Origin of the sequence: Candidatus Tisiphia endosymbiont of Micropterix aruncella, assembly GCF_965178575.1 — a bacterium.
Classification (GTDB): Bacteria; Pseudomonadota; Alphaproteobacteria; order Rickettsiales; family Rickettsiaceae; genus Tisiphia.
Genome location: NZ_OZ238268.1, coordinates 885088 through 909064, shown reverse-complemented (window position 1 = coordinate 909064; position 23977 = coordinate 885088). Strand labels below are relative to the sequence as shown.

The following is a 23977-nucleotide window of genomic DNA, read 5'->3' as shown; positions in this document are numbered from 1 at the left end:
CTTATAACAAAGCCAGTTCGATATAAGAATTATTAATTCTTATATCGAACTGAGGTTAAGTAGCAAAAATTTATTTGGAATCTATCCAAGATATATTCCCATCCCGACGGTAATAAACTACATTCATGCGATTAGTATGACTATTTTGAAACATTAAAGCAGGAAGGTTCTCAAGATCCATTTTCATCACTGCTCCACTTACTGATAGAGTTAATATTTCTACAGATTTTTCTGCTATAATTACAGGATTATCATATGCTGCCACATTATCTTCGTCTTCATATTCATGTTGATGGGGTGTTATAGTATATTTAACTGCTTTAGATGTTACTTCGGATATTTTAACTCTATCATGACGATCCTTAAGCTTAGATTTATACTTTCTAAGCTGCTTTTCAAGCCTAGAAAGAGCAATATCAAACGCTGAATATATGTCATCTGAAGCAGCGTTACCTTTCAATATCATATGTCTGCCTGTGCCATCATTCACTACAATATCACAAACCAGTTGAAACCCTTGTTTAGAGAAATGCACGTTTGCACTAATTATTACATCACAAAAATACTTTTCTGACACCTGCATAGTACGGTTTCTTACGTAGTCTTGCAAAGAATTCCCAATAGAAATATGTTGACCTGATATTGATATTTGCATAAAATCCCCTTTAATTTAGTTAAGTCAAATATTATATGTAATAGAAAATATCTATCACACACCCAACTACCTATCTATACAACTAATGTATAATCATGTAAATTTCAAGCCATTATTTTGAAATTTTTATAATGGCTTGATAATTGCTTTAGATAGAATATAAGCTTATAACGCTTACTTCAAATTGTTTTTTAAAAGTGTTTTTCAGTTAAAAAGCGATTCTTTGCCCGTAATTTTACCTAAATTGTAACATTTTATAGCTAACTTAAATAAGGTTATAATTTTGTTCTAAATAATGTTTTTTTTGTTTTTACTATCTACCGAGTTTTGTTGTGATGGCTTTCTAAGCCTAGATTTATTCTTATGTAGCTTTATAATTGCTTTGGTTACTCTTACTACAAAAGATGGCTCAATCCCACCTTCTAGACAAGTTTCTTTAAAAGATTCACTACCACCAAAAATCCATGATTTTGCTTCTTGTTCTAGCTTTTTTGCTGTGCGAAATTTTGATATATTGGTTGCGTCAATAATTGCCTGAGTAATAATAGCTTTACGTAAGACGTCAATTCGGGATAAGGATTAGTAAAAATGCTTTAGCTATAACTAATACAAGATTTTGGATATGTATAAATTGCATTTCTGTGAATTCATACATTAATTGCTCTTCGTAGTGTATATATGTCTGCTATTTTTACTAATCCTTATCCCGAATTAACGTGTAAGATAACATCAGGTGAATTAGTGTATGATTTAAGACGTTCAAATGGGGATTGGAATTTAATAACATTATATATATTTATTTTGTTGACCATAAATTTATTACCATATATTGATTCTAATTAAGTTCTGCGTGCAGAACCTAAGAAGTATAATGATTTTTATGCGTGTACTAATAGTTTCAGGGTAAAAATGTATAAATATTTTAAACTATCTTAATAATTTAACCTGAATTCGATGTAACAAGTTAATACTAGGCTCAAGTAATCATCCACATTAGGGGGATGTCAGCCCTGCATAGCTTACTATTTACCCACATCTTTGGACTCGTGGGAGATGCGATGTCAGCCCTGCCGCTCCTTTTATGTCATCCCTGCGAAGGCAGGGATCTATATTACTTAATAGTCTTTCAGGCTATTTTTTTAGATCCCAGCTTTCGCTGGGATGACATCAAGTACATATTAAGCACTTTTTCCTTTATCTATTAGGCTTACAACCCGACTTTTAAATTACCCTATCACACTAGCCAATGGACACACTAGACTCATTGGTTATTTTGTGGTACAATGTAAATGTTTTGGTATACTCGAATGATCCTACGAATTGGGGTGAATTGGATTTGAAAATGAAGGGCGAGCGAACTAGGTGTACATGAGTACGCGAGTTCCTGATATTTTCAAAAAACAATTCTTCAAAGCAGAAGAGTATAAATAATCTATGGTTTTAAAGTATTATGTCTGTGTTACCTATTGTGACTGCTCCAGATTCAAGATTAAAACAAAAATCTTTGCCAGTAAGCATAATCGATGATAATATAAGAAAGTTGATGGATGACATGGTTGAAACTATGTATCACGATCATGGTGTGGGGTTAGCTGCCATTCAGATTGGAATAGCTAAGCGTATATTGGTAGTTGATTTGCAGAATAATGATGATACAGAAAGACCAGTTGGTTTTTATCCATTATTTGTCGCTGACCCGAAGATAATAGACAAATCTAAAGAATTAGTTGTGGCGGTAGAAGGGTGTTTATCTTTACCGGAACAACGGGTCGAGGTAGCAAGGTCTGAGTCTATAACTATAAGATTCTTAGATTATAATAATAGCCAGCAAGAATTAAAAGCTGATGGTTGGCTTGCTAGGGTTATTCAGCATGAGATGGATCATTTAGATGGTAGGCTACTAATTGATTATTTAAGTAATATGAAAAAGGACGTAGCATTACGTAAATTAAAAAAGCTAAAAAATAATATTTTGTGAAAGTAATTTTTATGGGTACGCCAAAATTTGCTGTACCTACTCTTAAGAGTTTAATTAATAGCAAAGACCACCAAGTAGTTGCTGTATTCACTCAAGCTCCAAAATCTAAAGGAAGGGGGCTAAATGAGGTAGCATCACCTATCCATAGTTTGGCATCAAAATATGATATTCCAACTTATACCCCTAAAACCTTGAGAACCGAAGAAATAACCAATTTAATTAATTCAATTGATGCGGATATAATAGTAGTAGTTGCTTATGGGTTTTTGATACCACAAGTTATCCTACAAGCCAAGAAATATGGATGTCTTAATATCCATCCCTCAAGTTTACCACGTCATAGGGGAGCAGCTCCATTGCAGCACACTATTATAGAGGGAGACCCTGAAACTTCTGTATGCATAATGCAGATGGATGAGGGGTGGGATACTGGTGATATTATATTGCAGCATTCGTTTTCACTCTCTCCTAGAATAACTTTACCAATTTTGCATGACCAATGTGCAGAAATAGGGGCTGATTTATTGGTTAAAACTTTAGATAATATTGATAACTTACCAAGGATTGTTCAAGATAAAGATGGAGTAACTTATGCTCATAAACTCAAGAAAGAAGAAGGGAAGATAGATTGGCATGAGACTGCTTACAAAATAGATTGTAGAATTCGAGGTATGAATCCATGGCCTGGAATATATTTTGAATATAGAGGTAAAGTTATAAAGATCCTAGAAGCGTATTATAATGATTTGGATGTTAAATTGCCACCTGGTACTGTGGTTAATAATAGTGTCTTAGAGATAGCTTGTGGTAAGGGTACTTTGATCATCAAAAAATTACAGCAAGAAGGAAGAAAAGCTTTAAACGTTGAAGAATTTATACGTGGGGTACAAATCCCCCTAGGTATACTCAAATGATCCTACGAATTGGATTTGAAAATGAATGGTGAGTGCTAGGTGTACATATAATCATATCTTTACCCACATCTTTTAAAAGTGGCATACTTATTAGGCTTTAAAAATACATCTTTGATATTAAAACCTGATATGTATAACCTTTTCAGAAAGATGTGGGTAAAGATATGACTCTTCATTTACGAGCAGTATATAGCTAAAACTCAATAAGTATTTTAAAGAGAACTAATGTGGTAAATTTTAAGATAATAATTTTGCTAGCCGTGTTATTGATGAAAGCAAGTATCGTTAATGCTTCTAGTTTTACCTATGAAAAGAGAACGAAAGGGAAGCATATTATTCATATCGTTACTATTAATCCTAAAGATTATATAACTGCAATTGTAAAAGCTAATGATGGGGCTATTGGTCGTGAGACTGTTCCGGCAATTGCCAAACGATCTCAGGCTACAATAGCAATTAATGGGGGATTTTTTGAAATTGGTGGTAATAAAGATGGCATGCCAAGTAAAACTTTAATTATTAATGGGCATCAATATAACATAATAGATGAAAAACAATCCGTTATTATGGTAAATTCAGGAGTAATGTCCATTATGGTATTAAATCCTAAAAATTATCAAACAAGTGAAGTATCTATTCTTTCTGGTATCCCGTTGTTAATTGATAATAACAAAATTCCACAATTCCTTAATGATAAAAATAGTGATTTTTATGTAAAACCTAATGCACGCACGGCTATAGGAATAAAAGCTAATAATACTATTGTTGTGGTGATAGCAGAGCATAATTATTCTAGGGATATACTTGACATTACTATAGGAGAGGTACAATCTCTTATGAAAGAAAAGGGATCGGTATTTGCTAATAAATATCATCATCAAAACTATGGATCTCTCACTTTTGATCAATTGAAAAAAGTTCTTAAAGAAGAATTCTCATCAGATGATGGGATACAAGGGCTAACTATTTTAGAGCTTGCAACATTAATGAAAAATCTTGGTTGTCAACATGCTATTAATTTAGATGGTGGTGGTTCTTCTACTTTATGGATTAATGGTAAGGTAGTAAATTTAACTATTGGGGATAAAGATGAAAAAGAAGGAGTACAAACAGTACGCCCAGTTTCTGATGTTATCATTTTTAAAAAGAAATGATATATCGTTTTAATTTATTAATTATACTTATTAAGTTTTACCGGTTCTTTATCTCCCCCTTACTTGGAGATAATTGTCATTTTTATCCATCCTGTTCAGAGTCATATCTTTACCCACATCTTTTTGAAGAGGTTATACATATCAGGTTTTAATATCAAAGATGTATAGTCAAACCTATTGAATTAGGTGATACAAATTTTGTGTCATACCTGCGAAAGCAGGTATCTAGATTCCCGCCTACGCGGGAATGACAATTTACAATTGTTATGTTCTTTGTCACCTAATCCTATGGGATTAACTATATTTTAAAGCCTAATAAGTATGCCACTTTTAAAAGATGTGGGTAAAGATAACACTAGTACGTGAACACCGCAGGTCTTGGATAACGACAACGCAATTGTTGATTTTCATCGAGTATACTTTATTGGATTGATGTGGGAGAATTAGTATATACTAACTCCGACCACTCATCTTCATCAATAATTTTAATTCCAAGCTCCTTAGCTTTTCTGAGTTTACTACCGGCATCAGCACCAGCTACCACTAAAGCAGTAGCAGACGAAACACTACTACTTACTTTAGCTCCTAACTTCTCTGCCTGAGATTTTGCTTCTGCTCTTGAAAGAGTTAGTAGAGAACCGGTAAATACCACAACTTTGCCAGTTAATGCGGTTTTAAGGATTTGATCACTATAGTCTTGAATTTCTAAAATTTTACTTAGCTGATGAATAATTTGTAGATTTTCTTTAATATCAAAGAAGTCGATAATATCCACCAAAATTTTATCTCCTATTCCTTCTAGATCATTTAACCTTTGGTATATAGGCTGATCACCTTTTAATAAAGATTCCATAGCTTCTATAAAATTACCATAATTCTGAAATTCTCGAGCAAGTAATTTGGCATTTTGTTCGCCAATATGCCTAATTCCTAGGGAATAAATGAATCTGTTTAAGGAAACATTTTTGGCTTTGTCGATGTTTGTAAATAAGTTTTCTACAGACCTTCGCCCCCATCCTATCATATTTTCAAGCTTGACTAAGCTTTTTTCATTATTATTTTGCAAATAAAAAATATCCACTGGATTTTTTATTAAAGACTCTTTCAGTAGAAATTCTATTTGCTTCTTTCCTAAACCATCTATATCTAAAGCATTTTTAGAGGTAAAATGACAAATTCGTTCGTAATTCTGAGCAGGGCAATTTAACCCATTATCACAACGAATTATTATTGTCTCTTGATTATAATGTAAATGAGAACCACAAGACGGGCAAAGTTTTGGCATATCGATTTTTTGTGGTTCACTAGAACGTCGAGTAAAATCTACGGAAGTAATTTGAGGTATGACATCACCTGCCCTCTGCAAAAACACATAATCATTAATCCTTATATCTTTCCTTATGATTTCCTGATAATTATGTAATGTAGCTCTTGATACCCTAACTCCCCCAATAGAAAGCGGTTCTAACTCAGCAACAGGCGTTAATACACCTGTCCTACCTACTTGTAGAGTAATATTAATTAGTTTAGTTTGACCAACTATTGCAGGGAATTTATGAGCAATAGCAAATCTTGGACTTCTTGCAATAAACCCCATCCTTTGTTGCAGAGCAAAATCATTTAACTTATACACAACGCCATCAATTTCATAAGGCAATTGATCTCTAGATGAATTCAAATATTCATAGAAAGATTTCAGATCATCTTCAGAATACGCTAATTTTCCTATATTATTAACAATAAATCCTAGATCTTTCAGTTTATGTAATAAAGCATCTTGAGAATCAGCTATTTTGCTACTACTACTTCCTACGGCATAAACAAAATATTGTAGTGGTCTACTTGCTGTAATGTTTGGATCTAACTGCCTTAATGATCCGGCAGCAGCATTACGTGGATTTGCAAACTTATCTTTCCCAGATAATTCCTGTGCTTGATTTAATAATAGGAAATCATTTTTATTAATATAGACCTCACCTCGTACTTCCAAAATTTCGGGGCTTGATATACTCTTCTGCTTTGAAGAATTGGTTTCGTAAAACTGCGGGGTATTCGCGTACTCACGTACTTCATGTACGCCTAGTCCGCTCACTCCTTGTTTATTGTCCCCATTCTCCAAATCATTTGAGTATACTATTGAATGAGGGAAATTCTTGATAGTCTTAATATTTTCAGTTATATCTTCTCCAATAAAACCATCTCCTCTTGTCGCAGCAGTGGTGAGTATGCCATTCTTATAGGTAGCAGAAAAAGATAGACCATCTATTTTAGGTTCACAAAAGATAGGTTGAAAACTATCAAGACGTAAGAAATTCTTTATTCTATTTATAAATTCTGATACATCCTCATTATCAAATGCATTACTAAGAGAAAACATTGGATTTATATGTTTTACTTTAGAAAATTTCTCTGCAGCTAGGCTACCGATTTGTTTAGTTGGACTATTTGCCAGCACAAGATGAGGAAATTTTTTTTCAAGTTCAAGATTTAAATTAAATAATTGATCATATTCAGCATCAGAAATCAGAGGAGTATCTTCTTGGTGATATGCTTTATTATATTTTTCTATCTCACTTGCCAGTTGTTTTAGTAAGTTTTCTACCTCTAATTCAGAAAGATGTTCAATATTGGTTGGAATATTTTGCATATTAATCGTAAAAGTTTGAAGATTAGATTTAATTTAATAGCCCGATGTCATTCTCAGCAACGGCGGGAATCCAAAAAACAGCCTGCAAAGGCTATTAGATATTATGGATTCCCGCCGTTGCTGAGAATGACATCGAGGTTGGGTATGACATATGAGGATACGGTAATGTTATATCGAACTCAGGTTAAATTATTATTATCGCATAAATCTTGGCAACATAACCTAATAAGACCTATTTAAAGTAAATTCTAGTAAAGAAGCTAAATGATCTTTATAAATATTCTGTATAGGGATTTGCTCTAATAAATTACTAGCCTCATTCTTAATATTTGCTAGATGGTCGATAATTTGTTGCTTAATACCATGTTGTACCATCAAACTCCGTATTATCTCAAATTCACTCTCAGATCTATTATCCGCCTTAATCATTTTTTGAACTTTTAATTGCCCGGTATCATCAAGCTTCTTATATAAAAAGATTAGGGGTAGAGTTATTTTTCCTTCTAAAAAATCATCACCTATATTCTTGCCAATATCATGACTATTCCCTAAATAATCAAATAAATCATCAATAATTTGGAAAATATTTCCTAAATATCTACCAAAATTTTGTAAATTTTCACATATCTCGTTAGATTGACTAGAAATAATTGCTCCTACTTCACAAGATACTCCAAATAACTCTGCAGTTTTAGCCATAATTATTTCATTATATTCTGTTTCGTCAATAATTCTCCGCTGATTCAATTTCACAAGCTGAGAAACTTCACCTTCTGATATAATTGCTGAAGCTCTTGATAAAGATTTCATAGCTTTAACAGATTTGGTATCTACCATTAGCTGAAATGATTGACTAAATAAAAAATCTCCAACTAGAATACTAGCCTTACTCCCCCAAACAACGTTAGCAGTAGATTTGGATCTTCTCATTGTACTTTCATCTACTACATCGTCATGAAGTAAAGTTGCTGCATGAATAAATTCTACAGCCCCAGCAAGTTTTATATTATCTTCACCGACATAACCAAACATTTTACTAGTTAAAATTGTTAGTAATGGTCGGATTCTCTTGCCACCAAATTCCAGTAAATATTTACCTATTACGCCAACTAGTTGTTCTTTGGCATCTAAGTGGGTCATAATAAGTTTATTTAAGCTAGACAGTTCTACTGCTAAATCTTTATGTATTATTTTTATAGTATCCAATTTACATCTCTAATGCTATTTTAACCTCAGTTCGATATAAGAATTATTAATTCTTATATCGAACTGACTTTGTTATTTTATGATTTCCTGCCAAACATCACTATCAACCTCCAAAAAAGGCTGGATCATTAATTGTTTTAACAATGAATGATGCTCATTAAAATCAGGTACTAGTTCTTGTATCCTTTTTGTTACATTATCACCAATATGTATTTTTTCCGAGGCTTTTTTGTATAATGCTAGATAATATAATGGCAAAAATTTATTAAAGTCTACGGAGCCTATTTTGCCTTTTTCTATATTACTTGAATCTAATTTATACTCAAAACTTATGTTACCTGAGTTAGAATCAGGATGATCTGATATGGTTCTTAAAAAACACTTCGTACCTTCTTTGTATACAATACGACTATCTTCTGAGAATGTTTTAAACCTACCCAAGTTAAAGAAATAATTGGTTATAAGATCCGTTGCCTTTAAATAATTATTGAAGACAACAAGCCCCTTAATATCAAATTTTCTAAATGCATCTAGCCTGCATTCGCTTGATAATCGAAATCCGGTATTATTAGAAAACAAACTAAGATTATTTATTTGAGCCCTCATTATATCTTTTTTTCTAGCAAAAAAATTTATATCTAAATCAAAAATATATTGATGGTTCTCTAATTCAGTCAAGTTGAATTTATCTTTATTACTGTTAATATACTGTAATTCTTCTATTAAAGATGAACTATTAGGGAGTAGCGATACATATGACAATAAGTACTGTATAGAATTCAATATATTATCGGAAAATCCTGGCTTCAAATCAATTTTTGATTCAACTTTAAGATGACTATCCTCACTATCTTCTTCTACTTTACTTTGATACAATAAAGTAGTCAAAGATTCTTGGATACTACTTGAAAACTTGCTTGATATCATTTTTATTTCTAAATCTTTAGCAAAGTCACTATATAAAGATTTATTAGTTTTTATATAAAACTTACCTTCAAAACTAAAAGGCATCGGCCAAGCAAATCTATATAACAAAATACCAGCTGGTATTCTTCTGTTTATAATATTACTTTCTAATATCTTTGTTGTATACGCGATATTTAATTTTTGTGGCACATTATTTTTAAAATCTTCTATATCAGTATAGTATTTATTCCTTTCTAGTGAAAATGAAATAATGGTATGAGCTTCATCATATAGTTTCTGCCCGTCAACTAAATCAAAAATTTTTGTCTTGTCAGATGTTAATTCCAACTTTTTTATAAAATTTATAATTTCAAACGGATCTTTTTTTTGTATAAAAATCTTAAGTAACTTAAAGCTTAAAGGAATTTTTGCTATAAAAGAATAATTACCACTTTCGAATTTTGCACCAAATCCCAACTCAATAGGTTTATAGCGACCTGTTGCGTTACCAGAATAACTAACAAAGCAAGCCTGTTTCAGTAAATCATAACCTATATAAATTGGGGAATTAAATTCAATTATACTATTCTCTCCCTCTTCATGCCAACCAATTACTTGCAAGGCAAATTTAAACGGAAAACCATAGCTAGCAACTTTATTAAATTTAATGAAATATTTTTGTTCACTATCTATCGAATTAGCAGCGATGTAACGGTTACTATATTGCCCATTAATCTTACTAGCTACAGAAGTAATAATTACCAACCATGAGATGGTATAAATCAATAGGATTACAGCAATTATAACTGATATATATATTAACTTTTTTCGCATGCTAATTACATAACTTCACATATTCACGATTTAGTTGTACTATATCCCAAAACCACAAAATAACTATAATAATAAAAATTACTAGTAAATAAACTACTATTGAATCACATGTGGCAGTAGGCACCATAATAAATATAAAAGACTGGATAAAAGCTCCTAAGGACTTACCAAATTTAATACCAATAACCTCAACAGCAGCTTTACCTTTTGTTCGAAGTTCTAATGATAAAGGAATATATGCCATTTCCTTTGTTGAATCAAATAACGAATATTTAGTTGATTTACTTAAAATATTTTGCACTCCTCCGATAATTACAGCCGCATAAATTGGATTAAAGTCTTTTATACCAAAACTTATATATTCTGAAAAAATAACAAAGATAAAAAACATTAAGCCAGTTATCAAAAACATTAAGGGTGTTAATAATGCTGAAATTAACCAAGTAAATTTCCTAATCACATTACTACCAACTATCATAAAAGTAACGCAGGAAATTCCCATCCAAATATTAAACCTACCCATAAAATGTATATAATCTAACGTATTGGGATTAAGCTCCCTTACCTTAGCTTTCCACGGACCTTCCACTACATTAATTAGTAGTGCATAACAAATTATCAATAAAGCAATGCGTCCAATATATTTTGAGTTAATAACCAACCTTATACTATCCATAAGTGATAAGGAAGTTTTTGCCTGTATTTGAACTATTTGGAAATCAGCCTTTAGCACCTCGTCATTCAAAATAAGATAATTAATTAACCTAAATAACACCATGGAAATTATACCGACAAACACTATTATAGAAATAACAGGTTGTAGCATTAGTTCTGAATTATATTGTAAATCTTCATTTATTATAACTTGAGCATCGACTACCCCTCGTACATTTGAGAAAGCTACTAATACATTGCCAGCTAAAATCAGACCAACATTACCTACCATTCCTAAAATTGGATAGAAACGTTTCGCTTTACTGGTATCAAAAATATTATTAGCAAATTGCCAAAACATTAGATTAATAATTACTGCACTCCATAATTCTGCACAAACATACATGAGAGCATAACTCCACTTACCCATTATCTTGATAAACCATCGAAAATTAGGATATAATGATACTAAATGTTCTACCTGCTCAGCATTTGGATGATAAAAATCCTGATTAGGGTAAATGATATAAGCAAATATTAGGAAAAAAAGCAAAAAACTCGAAATTACTATATAAAAAATATATTCAAAACGTATGTGATTACTAAGTTTTACATATATTATAGTAAATAATATAGAGGAAGGAAGAACAAACCAAAGTTTTAAAAAACTAATAACTTCTGCTCCTATTGATGGTATAACTAATCCGTCTTTAACGGATCTAAGTGTTCCAAAATTAAAAAGAATACACAGCATCATTAATGCCATAGGCAAAAAAAGTTTCAATTCCTCTCTTTCTATAGGCCAAATGATTTCCTGAATTTTAGCAAAAATACTTTTGAATGGTAACATTATTTTATACAAAAAATTACCTAAAGACTAACACTATTTAACATCGATAATGTACTGAAGCCAAACAATCTTTTAAAGCTCTATGGCAATAAAGTCAATGAAAATAAGCATATTTTTCTATTAACAAAATATTTATGTGACAAAATTATAGGATATCTAACTAACCCAAAAAGGTTTTATACCATTTCCCATTATTAACTACGCTATTTAGCACTACAGTTGTAGTACTAATGTCAAAACGATGTCATCCCAGCGAAAGCTGGGATCTAATAATGTTTAATAGTCTTTTAGGCTATTTTTTTAGATTCCGCTACCTGTGCGGGAATGACAGCTTTGGGTAGTAACTACAGCTGTAGTATTAGCGTAGTTAATAATGGGAAATGGTATTAGCTATATGTTAATGTTATAGTCAAACCTATTGAATTAGGTGATACAAATTTTGTGTCATACCTGCGAAAGCAGGTATCTAGATTCCTGCCTACCCGGGAATGACAATTTACAATTGTTATGTTCTTTGTCACCTAATCCTATGGGCTTAACTATATCTTAGCTAAAAGCGGGGATGACATCAAAAGTGGCTAAATTTATATTTAAATCAACTATTGATCGTGACTTTTAAATTGTCCTGTAAAAACGAGACATAACTTGCCTTGTGGGAAAATTTTTAATATGCTACAAAAGATAAAGTAAAATGATAATATTATGTCCATTAGGTCAATATTAGCCCTATATTTATTGTTTCTTTTTCCGTTATATTCATATGTTAATATGGCATATGCTAATATAGACGCAGAAATTGCTGAATCACATAAATGCTCAAGGATGTTTCCTTACTTTGAAAAGGTACACAAAATTCCTCCTAATACGTTACATTCGATAGCTTTAAAAGAATCTGGCAAAAAACATACTGAATATAAAATTAAAGTGGTTTGGCCTTGGACTGTCAATGTTGAAGGTAAAGGCTATTATTTTAATACTAAAAAAGAGGCAATATCATTTGTAAAAAAACAAATTATTCAAGGCAAAGAAAATATTGATGTAGGATGTATGCAAATCAACTTAAAACATCATTTAAATGCATTTAACTCTTTAAATCAAGCTTTTGATCCTAAGAAGAACGTTGCCTATGGTGCTAAATTCCTAAAAGCTAAATATGATCAGTTAGGTAGTTGGCACAAAGCAATTGCTCATTACCATTCAGCCACCCATGAGTTTGGCTCTAGATATAAACAAGATGTTATCAAAATTGCTAACAATATGGACTTGTATAAAAACTCTATTAACATGTATAGTGGGTACAATTATTATAATAATACACCTACTCTACCAACAAACATGCTTTTGAGGAATAAACAGAGAGCTTCATTTGAAAGTAATATTAGGAAATATAAGAGTAATATTATGGTAGTATTACCAAGAGCTAGCTAGAGACCCCAATTAGGGATAAGAATTAGTTAATTCTTATCCCTAATTGGCTTTAATATAAGGAAAAATGCATTCTTAAAGCGGCTAACGCGAATGCATTTTAAACCTTTCTAAAGCTAAAAACATGATTTTAATCTTTTAAAATCATGTTTTTAGCAAAATATTAATTTAACAATCAGATGCAGAGCCGTCTCAAATCTGATTGTTTCTATAATTTCACCGAATTTGGGATAAGAATTGACAAATTCTTATCCCGAATTCGCGTTAGAGGTAACAATTATATTTGATCGTGAGAAGTTAAAATCTAATCGTGACAAAGTGGTGGATAATATCGCTGAGTGTTCGTTCTTTAAATATGCAGCATTCGATATTATTGAGCGTCTAAATATTATTGATAAAGAATTTCCTGATATTTTAGATTTAGAATGTCGTACTGGTATACTAACTAAACTATTAGTGCAGAACTATAACTATGCTATAATTGTAGCGGCTAGTGCATCAAATGTTATGTTACAATCGTTTGACCATACTCCCAAATTACTAGTTGATGAAGAAAACTTACCATTTAAGGCAGCTAGTTTTGACCTAATAACTTTTTCCTTGGGTCTACACTGGATCAATGATGTACAAAATTTTCTGTTACAGATAAAACGTATTTTAAAACCAAATGGTCTATTTATTGGTAATTTTATCGGTGGTAACAGCCTAAAAGAACTACGAATGAAATTCATTGAAGCTGAAATAGCATTAAGTCGCCCTCACTTTCAACATGTTTCCCCTTTTATCCATTTTGACCACCTAACACCTTTACTAGGACAGGCAGGATTCACAGAAATTATTGTTGATTATGAAAATATTCAGCTGAGTTATAAAAGCCCTTTAGATTTCATTAGAAAATTAAAAAATATTGGAGAATCTGGAGCATTATTAAATAACTCTCATAACATGATATCAAAGCAAATGCTTTCTATTCTAAGCAATGATACTAACACTTTTGCCGAACAAATTAATATAATTAGCTTTATTGCCTCTCCGAGTAAGAATAGTATAAAAATAACTCATAACTTAAAATAGTAGGAAAAATAAGCATTTATAGCTTGCTCTTACTTTCTCCTTACATTATGATAATAATCATAACTAATATATGTAATATGGTATCTTATGAAAGCACACTGTTCAACAGTTACAAGTAAGGGGCAAGTTACTATCCCATCATATATTAGAAATAAGCTACACTTATCTTCTGGCAGTAAATTAGAATTCATTATACAAGATGGCTCTTTTATAGTAGTGCCAATTAATAAGCCAGTTAAAAATTTAAAAGGAATACTTCCCAAACCAAAAACACCATTAAGTATCGAAGATATGAATGAATCCATTAAGAGTGGATATGATCGGAATTGATACTAATGTTTTAATTCGTTATTTGATTCAAGACGACGAAGTACAGAGTAGCAAAGCTACAAAATTAATTGAACAATATTCAGGTGTTAGTGGTTCTATATTTATTAATAACATAGTAGTTTGTGAAATAATTTGGGTTTTAGGGCGAGGTTATAAATATTCAAAAAACCAAATAATAAATGTACTAAAAGAAATATTTGCTACTATAGAATTCCGGTTTGAGGATCACAAAACTTTATCGCTAACTGTTAGAGAATATGAGAACTGTAATACAGATTTTGCTGATATTTTAATAGGCAAACTAAATGAACTAAATGGTTGTAGTACTAGTTTCACTTTTGACCATAAAGCATCAACTCTGGCAATATTTACTACAATAAAATAATCAAAAAATAATTGAATTAAATTCAAATTAGCTATTAGTGTTCGTGTGTTTATGGTTTATAATGCCATTAATTATTATAAGTAAGGAAAAATATATGCAAGAATTTGATTTAATAGTAATTGGTAGTGGTCCAGCTGGTTATACAGGGGCAATAAGAGCAGCGCAGCTAGGTATGAAAGTTGCATGCATAGAAAAAAGGCCAACGCTTGGTGGTACTTGTCTAAACGTTGGATGTATTCCCTCAAAACTATTACTAAATTTTTCTGAAAAATTTAATGAAGTATCAAACCATTGTGCTGATATTGGTATTATGACCTCAACCAAACTTGATTTACAAAAAATGATGACTAAAAAAAGTCAAGTAGTGTCAGACTTATGTAAGGGTATAGAAAGTTTGTTTGTAAAAAATAAAATCACTAAATTTAGTGGAAGTGCCAAGTTTATTTCAACCAATCTTGTAGAAATTACTAACGGTAAAACAGTTGAATCGATTTCGGCTAAGAATATTTTAATTGCTACTGGCTCTGATATTATTGAAATACCCAATATTGTTGTAGATGAGGAATATATAGTTTCATCAACGGGAGCTTTGAGCCTTCCTAAAGTTCCAGAAACTATGGTAGTAATTGGCGGTGGTTATATAGGTTTAGAGCTTGGTTCGGTATGGAACAGGCTTGGTTCTAAAGTAACGGTTATTGAATATGCTGATAGCATTGTTCCAGCTTTAGATAAAGAAATTATTAATCAATTTACCAAAATCCTACAAAAGCAATCCATTGAATTGCGACTGAATAGTAAAGTGCTATCTGCTGAAAAAAAAGCAGGAAAAGTTACTTTAAATATACAACAAACATCTGCTTCCTTAGTAGAGCAAATTACTGCTGATATAGTTTTATTAGCTGTCGGCAGAAAAGCCCATACAACAAATTTAGGTCTAGATAAATTAGCAATTCAAACGGACAAACAAAACAGAATTACGGTGAATAGCCAATTCCAAACAATAATCCCTAATATTTATGCCGTTGGTGATGTAATTGCAGGACCTATGCTTGCTCATAAAGCAGAAGAAGAAGCTGTTGCTGCCGTCGAAATTATGGCGGGTCTAGCTGGTCATGTTAATTATAATCTTATTCCAAGTGTAATTTATACTTGGCCAGAAGTAGCGAGTGTTGGTTTAACTGAAGAACAATTAAAAGAAGCCAAGATTGATTACAAAGTTGGTAAATTTCCATTTTTGGCAAATAGTCGAGCGAGAAGCACAGGTTCTACTGATGGGATGGTGAAGATATTAGCTGATAGCATAACTGATAAAGTACTTGGAGCACATATAATAGGGCCTTGTGCTGGAACTATGATTGCAGAACTTGTAGCATTTATGGAATTTGGTGCTTCTTCAGAAGATATAGCGAGAACTTGCCATGCTCACCCTACCCTAAGTGAAGCTATAAAAGAGGCGGCTCTAGCTGTAGATAAGAGGGCTATTAATTTTTAGGATTTTACTGGACATTAAAAAAGATGTTACCCTTTACGCCTTCAATGTCACCCCTGCGAAAGCAGGGGTCTAAAGATATTAAATAACCTCAGTTCGATATAAGAATTATTAATTCTTATATCGAACTGAGGTTAAGTTAGCCTCAAATTGGTTTTTTACACAACAAAACCAAATAATTTTTTGATTTCAGTAAGAGTTTTAGCAGCAGTAATTCTAGCTTTATCTGCTCCTTCATGTAGTGTAGTTACTAGATAATCTTGGTTTTTCATTAGCTCTATATATTGAGTATTAATGGGAGTTAAAGTTGTGATGATAATTTCAGCTAGATCATCCTTAAATTTGGCAAAACCGCTATTTCGGTATTGATCAACTATTTTTTCAATATTAGTACTAGATAAATTGCAGTAAATATCAATTAAATTGCTGATTTCCGGCCTATTTTGACGATCATAACTGATTTCAGCTAAATGATCTGTTTTAGCTTTTTTAATTTTTTGGTAAATTTGATCTTGGCTGTCATTTAAATTAATACGGGATAAATCAGATGGATCAGATTTACTCATTTTTCTACGACCATCTTTTAAGCTCATTATTCTTGCTCCTGATCCTTGAATTAATGGCTCAGGTAATTTTAGAACTTCTTGATTAAATTTTCTATTGATAATAGCCGCAATATCTCTTGTAAGTTCTAAATGCTGCTTTTGATCATCGCCAACAGGTACTATATCAGCATTATATAATAATATATCAGCCGCCATTAATACTGGATAAGACAATAACCCTAAACCAGCACTTTCTTGGTCTTTTCCAGCTTTGTCTTTAAATTGAGTCATACGTTTAAGCCATCCAAGTGGGGTAACACAATTTAATATCCAAGCAAGTTCCGCATGTTCTTTCACCATACTTTGTGCAAATATGGTAGTTTTCTCTGGTACAAGCCCTGTTGCTATATATATAGCAACAGTTTGTAATATGGAGGAGTTTAGCTCAAGAGGTAAGCGATCTATAGTAATAGAATGCAAATCAGCTAAAAAGAATAAGCAATTATACTCATCTTGAATCTGAAGCCAATTAGATATTGAACCAAGATAGTTTCCTAAATGCAAAGCCCCGGTCACTTGCACTCCAGATAGAGCTGTTTTTTTCATTTAATTTCCCCGAATAATTATACTATGGATAGAAGTAACCTTATGTGCTATTATATATCTGTTCATTATTAACAAGTGAGTTAACCAGCTATGTTTTGGCGTTTAAGAGTATTAACATTTTATGCATTACTTGCTATATTTACCATTACATTCTTCCTTATATGTTACATACCCGTAACATTTTTTAATGTCAACTATTATATACGTTACAGGATTGGAGTTATTTTTTCCTATGTATTTATTTGGTTGGCTAGAATCTTTTGTGGTTTAAAATACCAAGTTTCTGGTCTAGACAAATTACCTCTAGTTCCTTCTTTAGTATTGTCTAATCACCAATCATGTTGGGAACAAGTATTTATACAATTAATTATACCTGAACATTCTTGGGTATTAAAAAAAGAGTTATTTAATATCCCCTTATTCGGTTGGGGTCTGCAAATGGTTAAGCCAATTGCCGTAGACCGTAATGTTAATATCTCGGTTAGTCAAATTTTAAGAGAAGGACAGGAAAAGATAAAAGATGGTTTATGGTTGGTTATTTTTCCTGAATCTACTAGATTTAGACCAGAACAAAATGCCAAATTTAAACCTAGTGCAGTAAAATTAGCATCACTAGCAAAAGTACCGATCGTGATGATGGCTCACAACGCTGGGGTATATTGGCCAAAGGGTTTTTGGATTAAGAAACCAGGGGTAATCCAAGTAAAGATTATTAATGTTATTCCTGTAGAGGAAATAGAGCAATCTGATGTTCGAGAATTGACAAGCAAGATAGAACAGGTAATCAATACCGAAAAGCAAATATTATTTGAACAAGTTGGTATACTCAAATGATTTAAAGAATTGGATTTGCAAATGAGGGGCGAGCGAAAGTACGCGAGTCTTTGATACTCCGATAATCAAGTTTTTATTGAATTATATAATTCATGGCAGTTTAAAAGTCATGAAAAGAAGTCGAGAAGATGTCATTCCCGCGTAGGCGGGAATCTATAATATCTAATAGCCTTTGCAGGTTACTTTTTGGGACTGTTGCGAGATAAGGATTCAATAAATTTTTGATTCTAATGAAAGTGATAATTTAATTTTAACTTCAATGGAAGGATAGCTCTTAGGTAAAAAGTTTGTCTTATAGGTTTTAGCAACACCCACGCTTATAGGTCTGCCGCTATCTTTCTCATCAAAACATATGATTTTATTTTTTTGATGAGAAAGGTAAAATACTCCCTTAGTTCAGTTGGTTAATATACACAATCTTTTTAAATTAAAGCAAATTGCATTCATAAAAGCTGCAAATTGATTCTTGGCTATGCCAAGATAGCGTACACGTTTATTATCCTGCGAGAAAACTCTTTCATAAGGTACTCTCAACCTAGTATAGTATTTGTCTAAATCAAAGTTCTTATCCTTCATGTTATTCTTCTTCACCGCTCCAAGATGAACTCCTTTAGATGCTGCAATAATTTTAGCTGGAAAAGTGCAATACCCCTTATCTGCATACACAGCTCCTTGACTTGGACATACGTGCTTAAATCCTTGAGCATCAGTCTTATTAGCTTGGGTGATAGCAACCTTATTTATTAAGCCAGATTGCATATCAACGCTAACGTGCTTTTTATAGCCATACCAAAACTTATTACTACCTTTACAGCCAAGTCTTGCTTGCTTATCGTGAGCAATCTTAGGTAAAACTTCGTTATTAAGTTTCTCGTATCTCTTTTTCCTAGCTTCATCTCTCTCTTCCCAAAGATTAGCTTTGGAGATTAAGTGCGATGCATCCACAAAGGTAAAAACCTCACTCATATAGCCTTTTGATCTTAGCTGTTCTCTGAAAATACTAAATATCTCGGAGAGCTTACTTGTACCTATCTTCTTCCTTAGCTTACTAAAAACACTGTGATCAGGGGTAGCTTCTCTAAGATCAAATTCGCAAAACCACTTAGCTGCATTACTATCACTTAAATATCTTTCAAGCTCCCGGTCACTTAAGTCTTCCATAAACTGCAATAGTAAACACTTAAATAATCTTTCAACCCCATAACCTTTATAATTGCTTGCTGGTTCGACAGCTGTTAATTCAGCTTGAATTTTATTAAAATTAAATAACTCTTTGAATTTCCTATATTACGTTAATTCGGGATAAGGATTAGTAAAAATAGCAGACATATATACACTACGAAGAGCAATTAATGTATGAATTCACAGAAATGCAATTTATACATATCCAAAATCTTGTATTAGTTATAGCTAAAGCATTTTTACTAATCCTTATCCCGAATTGACGTATAACAGGACTTTCACCCATAAGATTAATGCACCTTATCTTGACGCACATACAGTAGACAATAGAAAACTAGAGGTCAAACTAGCGAAAAAACCCGAAAGTTTTCAACCACCGAGGTCGCAGGTGTCAGCGAGTTTGTAAAGATTAATGACACAACTTGGGAAGTCCTTATAACTCTTATTAAAGTTAAGTAAACGCGAGTTGCCAATTAATTGCTAAGCACAAAGCTGAATTTCATCAATCCTTTGAAGGTAACTTATAGCATTAAAAGGCTCAAAATTAGCTATATTTTAAAATATAACTAATTATAAGAACATTTTAACTACAACTACTACTTGTAAACCGCTTTAAATAAGGGTTTACCTGTATAATTAATTGGCAACTCACGTTAAATAGGATCTTTATCAGTACCTTAATAACACAAATTTCTGTAATGTTTCTACTTAGCATAAGAAGAGTGCTTTTATTTTAAGCCTTAAGTATAAGATGGGAAATTCCAATTTTACCCTAGCAGAGGTGTTTGATCTCCATAAATATTAATATCATCTAACATATTATGATCTAAAGCCTCACTATCATTATTGCCACATTCTAATGTGGTAATTAAGGTGGTGACATCGAAATTATCTTGTGTACTAATGCTATCTTGATGTTTATGTAAGTACTTTACTATTTTAGTATGACCATGTATCAATGCTGCATCTAATGGGGTTAACCCGCAATTATCTTGTATATTAATATCAGATTGATATTTACATAAAAGTTTTACTATTTTAGCGTGACCAGATATTGAGGCAAAATGTAATGGGGTAGAACCATTGTGATCTTGTGTGTTCACATCTACACCACGGTGTATTAAATACTTTACTAGCTTAATATAACCAAATTGTGATGCACGATGTAAATACATTGGATTAATATGATCAAGAGTAGTATTTTTGTAGTCAAAAGTCTTAAAAAATAATTTATCGATGATATTCACTGGTAACTCATTTGGTATTATTAAGAATGCATGTGGATGTATTATTGTTATGTTTATAAAACTATCATTCCTTCTAAGAAAATGTTAACTCTAAGGATACCTAGTTATTATAAGCATTCAAATCTAAACTATGATACTATATATAATGATTTTTTAAGAATGGCAATAATTTTATTTAAAATTTATTTAAGAATCATTAATTAATCTATATCCTCTAATTTTTCTACGTTCAATTAATTGATTAAGTACCTGATTTAGATGATTTTCATTATGGCAAGAAATGATTTTGTAACCACTTTGATTAGAAAAGTCGTTAACAAATCATCATGTCAAACTTTCCGAAAGATTAGCGTTTTATAGCAAAAAATTTACTCCAAAAATCAAATTCCCAAATTTTATGCAAAAATTTTTTGATTTATTCTTAATTCTTAGCATTTCTGACGGATCGACTAGATATTTTCTTCCCTGATAGGTTGAATTTTAAAGTATGATATTCTATACTGACACAATGAATCATACAGAAGGAAATTTAATATGTCTATTTAGATTTGTGATAATGTTTAATTATTCGTAAAACTGTGCGGAACACGAATTCTAATGAACGCATCATCTATAACAGAACTGTTGATGAATTTACACAAAAATGGTAAAGCAATACGCAAAATAATTTGGCTCAATTTAGGCAATTTATCTTGGCATGTTACATTTTTGTTCACTTTAAAGTTGGTTTTGCCTTATTCTAAGTCCTGTTAATTACTCATCTTCAAATTGTTCTATTTGAAATTTAAAATTTTGGTAGAAATGAATTGCGTTAAATGTAATATTCCACTGACTTCTATCAATTATTAAATATTACTTTAATGGATCACCCACGATCATTGCAAAATTATTAGGATAAATTAACTGCCTTGTAATATAAGTAGCAAATTAATGAAGCTGATTTAAGTATTTATTTTTAATAGCTCTCTAATTTTAGTAATAGATAATTTTGTCATTCTAGAGATTTCTTCAATAGAACTACCATTTTTTATCATCGTTTTTACTAATCTAGCTTCACCTCTAGCTTCACCTATTTGTTCCCAATGTTGTGCTAAACTACCCATAAGTTTTATACCTGTTTGTTGATTTAACTTGCTGGTTAATAATTTTTCTAACTCCATTTTATCCGATTGATCTATTTTTGTCAAAGTGTAAGAAAGAATCATTTCAATATAGTTATAGCCGATAGTCACTTTGGTAAATTCAGGTAAAATATCGGCTATTTCCTGCCATTTCTTTAATAGATTACGTTTTTTTATATGCTCGAGTAGGAAGCTCTCTTTACAGAGAACCACCCCTCTAAGAACCGGACTGGCAACTTTCACTGCATCCGGCTCAAGCCTTTGTAAGCCCTTTATGTAGAGCCGACTGAACCTGATTTTTCAAGTAAACATGGTGGTTGGGAAAGTGTGCTAGAGTATATCTTTGATTTGCTGGACTTTAAGTTGATCCTGCGTTTAAAGTATTCCTCCCAGTTTACATCAAAAGGGTTAGAAGATGCTTGAATTTTTGTATGCCTTTTGATTTTGATGTCTCTTGGCATATATAATTTAATCATTTTCTCTTTTCCTTCTTTATTAACTGTTTTACACGCAAACGTCCAATCTTGTCCTTTAATGAAGTGAAAGTATTTACTTTTGATCCATCGTAGGTTTTTCGTTGGATGTCTCCTTTTACACCATTGCCATAGTGCTTGCCAAATGTCGTGTGATACCCTTTTGAAGGTTTTTGCAGATGATACTGCATTATGATAATTTGCCCACCCAGTTATTTTAGGGTTGAGGATTTTTATCAATTTCTCTTGAGCCATTGATTTGTTGGTACAAATTGTATCTCGTACATCCTTTAAAAAGGTTTTTATGCTTTTCTTTGAAGGTTTTATAATGAGTTTATTTTCGTACTTCCGAATATTCTGGCTTAAAAAGTCAAAACCATCGTTAATGTGGGTGATGTTGGTTTTCTCAGGAGATAGTTCAAGACCTCTTTCTTTCAGGAACCCCTCTATTAGTGGTTTTACCTGAGTTTCTAGTAGTTCTTTTGTATCTCCAGTGATGACCCAGTCATCTGCATATCGAATAAAATTTATTTTGGGATTATACTTTTTACCGTTTACCCTCTTATGAATAGAAAAAGATTGTTCTAGGAGTCTTTCCATGTCATCTAGCGTTAAGTTCGCTATTATTGGCGAAATAATTGAGCCTTGAGGTGTACCTTTATTTGTTGGATAAAATTTATTCCTTTCGATATACCCAGTCTTCAACCATTTCTGTAGAATAGTTTTATCTATAAGAATATTTTCCATTATCCAATCATGGCTTATCTCATCGAAACAACTCTTTATATCGCCTTCTAGAACGTAGTTTGCCGAATTTTTCATTCGCAATACTAACCAACACTGTTCGATAGCATCTTTTGTAGATCTTTCTGGGCGAAAGCCATAGGAGTTCGTGTCTGCATTGCATTCTGCTATGGGAAGTAGAGCCAGCGAGTGTAGTGCTTGCTGACATCTATCTCGCATTGTTGGAATGCCTAGCGGTCTTAATTTCCCATTTGCTTTCTTAATCATCACTCTTCTTAGAGGTTTGGGGTTGTATCCCTTCTTCTTCAATTTTGCAATCATCTGCCATTTAGCAGTAGGGGAATTGATAATAACTCCATCTATGCCTGCGGTGTTTTTACCTTTGTTAATTTCAGATACTCGTTTGATGCTTAAAGTTTTCGCAGCAAAGGAGCTTGTAAGAATCCGGGATAAGGCTTTCACCTTGTTCCATTTCTTACTTTGTTCAGCCTTGACAATACGCATTTGTAACCTTCTAACAATTACCTCTTGTTGTTCCCATTGTATTTGAGACCAGCTAGATATCTTATTGTCTATGGGTGCACCAGTAATATTACTTACCATCTATTTGCTTTCCTCATATTCGAATTGTTTACTCATTCTCTTGTCATCAAAGACCAACTGGAAGTTTGCTCGCTTTCGCGAGGAGAATATTCTCCTATCTGTTACATTACATAACAACCTT

The 23977-nt window shown here is 32.1% G+C and carries 22 protein-coding genes; 12 read left to right on the top strand and 10 right to left on the bottom strand.

Annotated features, from left to right (window positions below):
• Positions 1-70 precede the first annotated feature (70 nt).
• Complete coding sequence (gene hpf, locus ACN1AG_RS04485) at positions 71-655, bottom strand: ribosome hibernation-promoting factor, HPF/YfiA family (RefSeq protein WP_367364224.1); 585 nt, start codon at positions 653-655, stop codon at positions 71-73.
• A 304-nt stretch (positions 656-959) separates the two neighbouring features.
• On the opposite strand from hpf, the gene ACN1AG_RS04480 reads away from it, so the two are divergent.
• The 6 genes from ACN1AG_RS04480 (at position 960) to ACN1AG_RS04455 (ending at position 4853) form a co-directional block, all read left to right on the top strand.
• Positions 960-1193 carry a hypothetical protein gene (locus ACN1AG_RS04480; protein WP_417904491.1) on the top strand — a complete coding sequence of 78 codons (234 nt, stop codon included), beginning with the start codon at positions 960-962 and terminating at the stop codon, positions 1191-1193.
• Positions 1194-1333: 140 nt separating this feature from the next.
• A complete protein-coding gene (locus tag ACN1AG_RS04475; RefSeq protein WP_417904490.1) occupies positions 1334-1498 on the top strand; it encodes a hypothetical protein in 165 nt (54 codons plus the stop codon).
• A gap of 607 nt (positions 1499-2105) precedes the next feature.
• On the top strand, positions 2106-2633 hold the full coding sequence (gene def, locus ACN1AG_RS04470; protein ID WP_367364222.1) for a peptide deformylase: 528 nt from the start codon (positions 2106-2108) through the stop codon (positions 2631-2633).
• Positions 2630-3547 carry a methionyl-tRNA formyltransferase gene (gene fmt / locus ACN1AG_RS04465; protein ID WP_417904489.1) on the top strand — a complete coding sequence of 306 codons (918 nt, stop codon included), beginning with the start codon at positions 2630-2632 and terminating at the stop codon, positions 3545-3547. The genes def and fmt overlap by 4 nt, the downstream gene beginning before the upstream one ends.
• A gap of 227 nt (positions 3548-3774) precedes the next feature.
• Positions 3775-4701, top strand: a complete 927-nt coding sequence (locus ACN1AG_RS04460) for a phosphodiester glycosidase family protein (RefSeq protein WP_417904488.1) — start codon at positions 3775-3777, stop codon at positions 4699-4701.
• A complete protein-coding gene (locus ACN1AG_RS04455; protein ID WP_410521155.1) occupies positions 4698-4853 on the top strand; it encodes a membrane protein insertion efficiency factor YidD in 156 nt (51 codons plus the stop codon). Before ACN1AG_RS04460 ends, ACN1AG_RS04455 begins: the two co-directional genes overlap by 4 nt.
• A gap of 269 nt (positions 4854-5122) precedes the next feature.
• Here the strand turns inward: ACN1AG_RS04455 and ligA are convergent, their stop codons facing one another.
• The 4 genes from ligA to ACN1AG_RS04435 all read right to left on the bottom strand — a co-directional run bounded on the left by ligA (position 5123) and on the right by ACN1AG_RS04435 (position 11798).
• Positions 5123-7348, bottom strand: a complete 2226-nt coding sequence (gene ligA / locus ACN1AG_RS04450; RefSeq protein WP_417904487.1) for an NAD-dependent DNA ligase LigA — start codon at positions 7346-7348, stop codon at positions 5123-5125.
• A 222-nt stretch (positions 7349-7570) separates the two neighbouring features.
• Positions 7571-8554: a polyprenyl synthetase family protein gene (locus tag ACN1AG_RS04445; protein WP_417904486.1), complete on the bottom strand. Its 984-nt coding sequence runs from the start codon at positions 8552-8554 to the stop codon at positions 7571-7573.
• A 72-nt stretch (positions 8555-8626) separates the two neighbouring features.
• Entirely contained in the window at positions 8627-10294 is a 1668-nt protein-coding gene (locus tag ACN1AG_RS04440) for a hypothetical protein (RefSeq protein ID WP_417904485.1), read from the bottom strand.
• A gap of 1 nt (position 10295) precedes the next feature.
• Positions 10296-11798 (bottom strand): Npt1/Npt2 family nucleotide transporter, encoded by a 1503-nt coding sequence (locus ACN1AG_RS04435; RefSeq protein WP_417905592.1) that lies wholly within the window; start codon positions 11796-11798, stop codon positions 10296-10298.
• Between the two features lie 702 nt (positions 11799-12500).
• Between ACN1AG_RS04435 and ACN1AG_RS04430 the strand changes: the two genes are divergently transcribed.
• The 5 genes from ACN1AG_RS04430 (at position 12501) to lpdA (ending at position 16504) form a co-directional block, all read left to right on the top strand.
• Positions 12501-13226 carry a lytic transglycosylase domain-containing protein gene (locus ACN1AG_RS04430; RefSeq protein WP_417904484.1) on the top strand — a complete coding sequence of 242 codons (726 nt, stop codon included), beginning with the start codon at positions 12501-12503 and terminating at the stop codon, positions 13224-13226.
• 384 nt (positions 13227-13610) lie between these two features.
• Positions 13611-14297 carry a methyltransferase domain-containing protein gene (locus ACN1AG_RS04425; RefSeq protein ID WP_417905591.1) on the top strand — a complete coding sequence of 229 codons (687 nt, stop codon included), beginning with the start codon at positions 13611-13613 and terminating at the stop codon, positions 14295-14297.
• 87 nt (positions 14298-14384) lie between these two features.
• Positions 14385-14627 carry an AbrB/MazE/SpoVT family DNA-binding domain-containing protein gene (locus ACN1AG_RS04420; RefSeq protein WP_417904483.1) on the top strand — a complete coding sequence of 81 codons (243 nt, stop codon included), beginning with the start codon at positions 14385-14387 and terminating at the stop codon, positions 14625-14627.
• Positions 14614-15012 carry a PIN domain-containing protein gene (locus ACN1AG_RS04415; RefSeq protein WP_417904482.1) on the top strand — a complete coding sequence of 133 codons (399 nt, stop codon included), beginning with the start codon at positions 14614-14616 and terminating at the stop codon, positions 15010-15012. Before ACN1AG_RS04420 ends, ACN1AG_RS04415 begins: the two co-directional genes overlap by 14 nt.
• Positions 15013-15106: 94 nt before the next feature.
• Entirely contained in the window at positions 15107-16504 is a 1398-nt protein-coding gene (gene lpdA / locus ACN1AG_RS04410; protein ID WP_417904481.1) for a dihydrolipoyl dehydrogenase, read from the top strand.
• 155 nt (positions 16505-16659) lie between these two features.
• Here lpdA and trpS read toward each other — a convergent pair whose 3' ends face one another.
• Positions 16660-17652 (bottom strand): tryptophan--tRNA ligase, encoded by a 993-nt coding sequence (gene trpS / locus ACN1AG_RS04405; protein ID WP_417904480.1) that lies wholly within the window; start codon positions 17650-17652, stop codon positions 16660-16662.
• A 90-nt stretch (positions 17653-17742) separates the two neighbouring features.
• Here trpS and ACN1AG_RS04400 point away from each other — a divergent pair, with 90 nt between their 5' ends.
• Positions 17743-18486 carry a lysophospholipid acyltransferase family protein gene (locus ACN1AG_RS04400; RefSeq protein ID WP_367364212.1) on the top strand — a complete coding sequence of 248 codons (744 nt, stop codon included), beginning with the start codon at positions 17743-17745 and terminating at the stop codon, positions 18484-18486.
• Between the two features lie 396 nt (positions 18487-18882).
• Here the strand turns inward: ACN1AG_RS04400 and ACN1AG_RS04395 are convergent, their stop codons facing one another.
• From ACN1AG_RS04395 to ltrA, 4 genes are all read right to left on the bottom strand, one after another.
• On the bottom strand, positions 18883-19647 hold the full coding sequence (locus tag ACN1AG_RS04395; protein ID WP_417904479.1) for a transposase: 765 nt from the start codon (positions 19645-19647) through the stop codon (positions 18883-18885).
• A gap of 788 nt (positions 19648-20435) precedes the next feature.
• The gene (locus ACN1AG_RS04390; RefSeq protein ID WP_417904478.1) at positions 20436-20915 is read right to left on the bottom strand and encodes an ankyrin repeat domain-containing protein; all 480 of its coding nucleotides are present in this window, start codon (positions 20913-20915) and stop codon (positions 20436-20438) included.
• A gap of 941 nt (positions 20916-21856) precedes the next feature.
• Complete coding sequence (locus ACN1AG_RS04385; RefSeq protein ID WP_417904477.1) at positions 21857-22279, bottom strand: hypothetical protein; 423 nt, start codon at positions 22277-22279, stop codon at positions 21857-21859.
• Positions 22280-22308: 29 nt separating this feature from the next.
• Entirely contained in the window at positions 22309-23856 is a 1548-nt protein-coding gene (gene ltrA / locus ACN1AG_RS04380) for a group II intron reverse transcriptase/maturase (RefSeq protein WP_417904476.1), read from the bottom strand.
• Positions 23857-23977 lie beyond the last annotated feature (121 nt).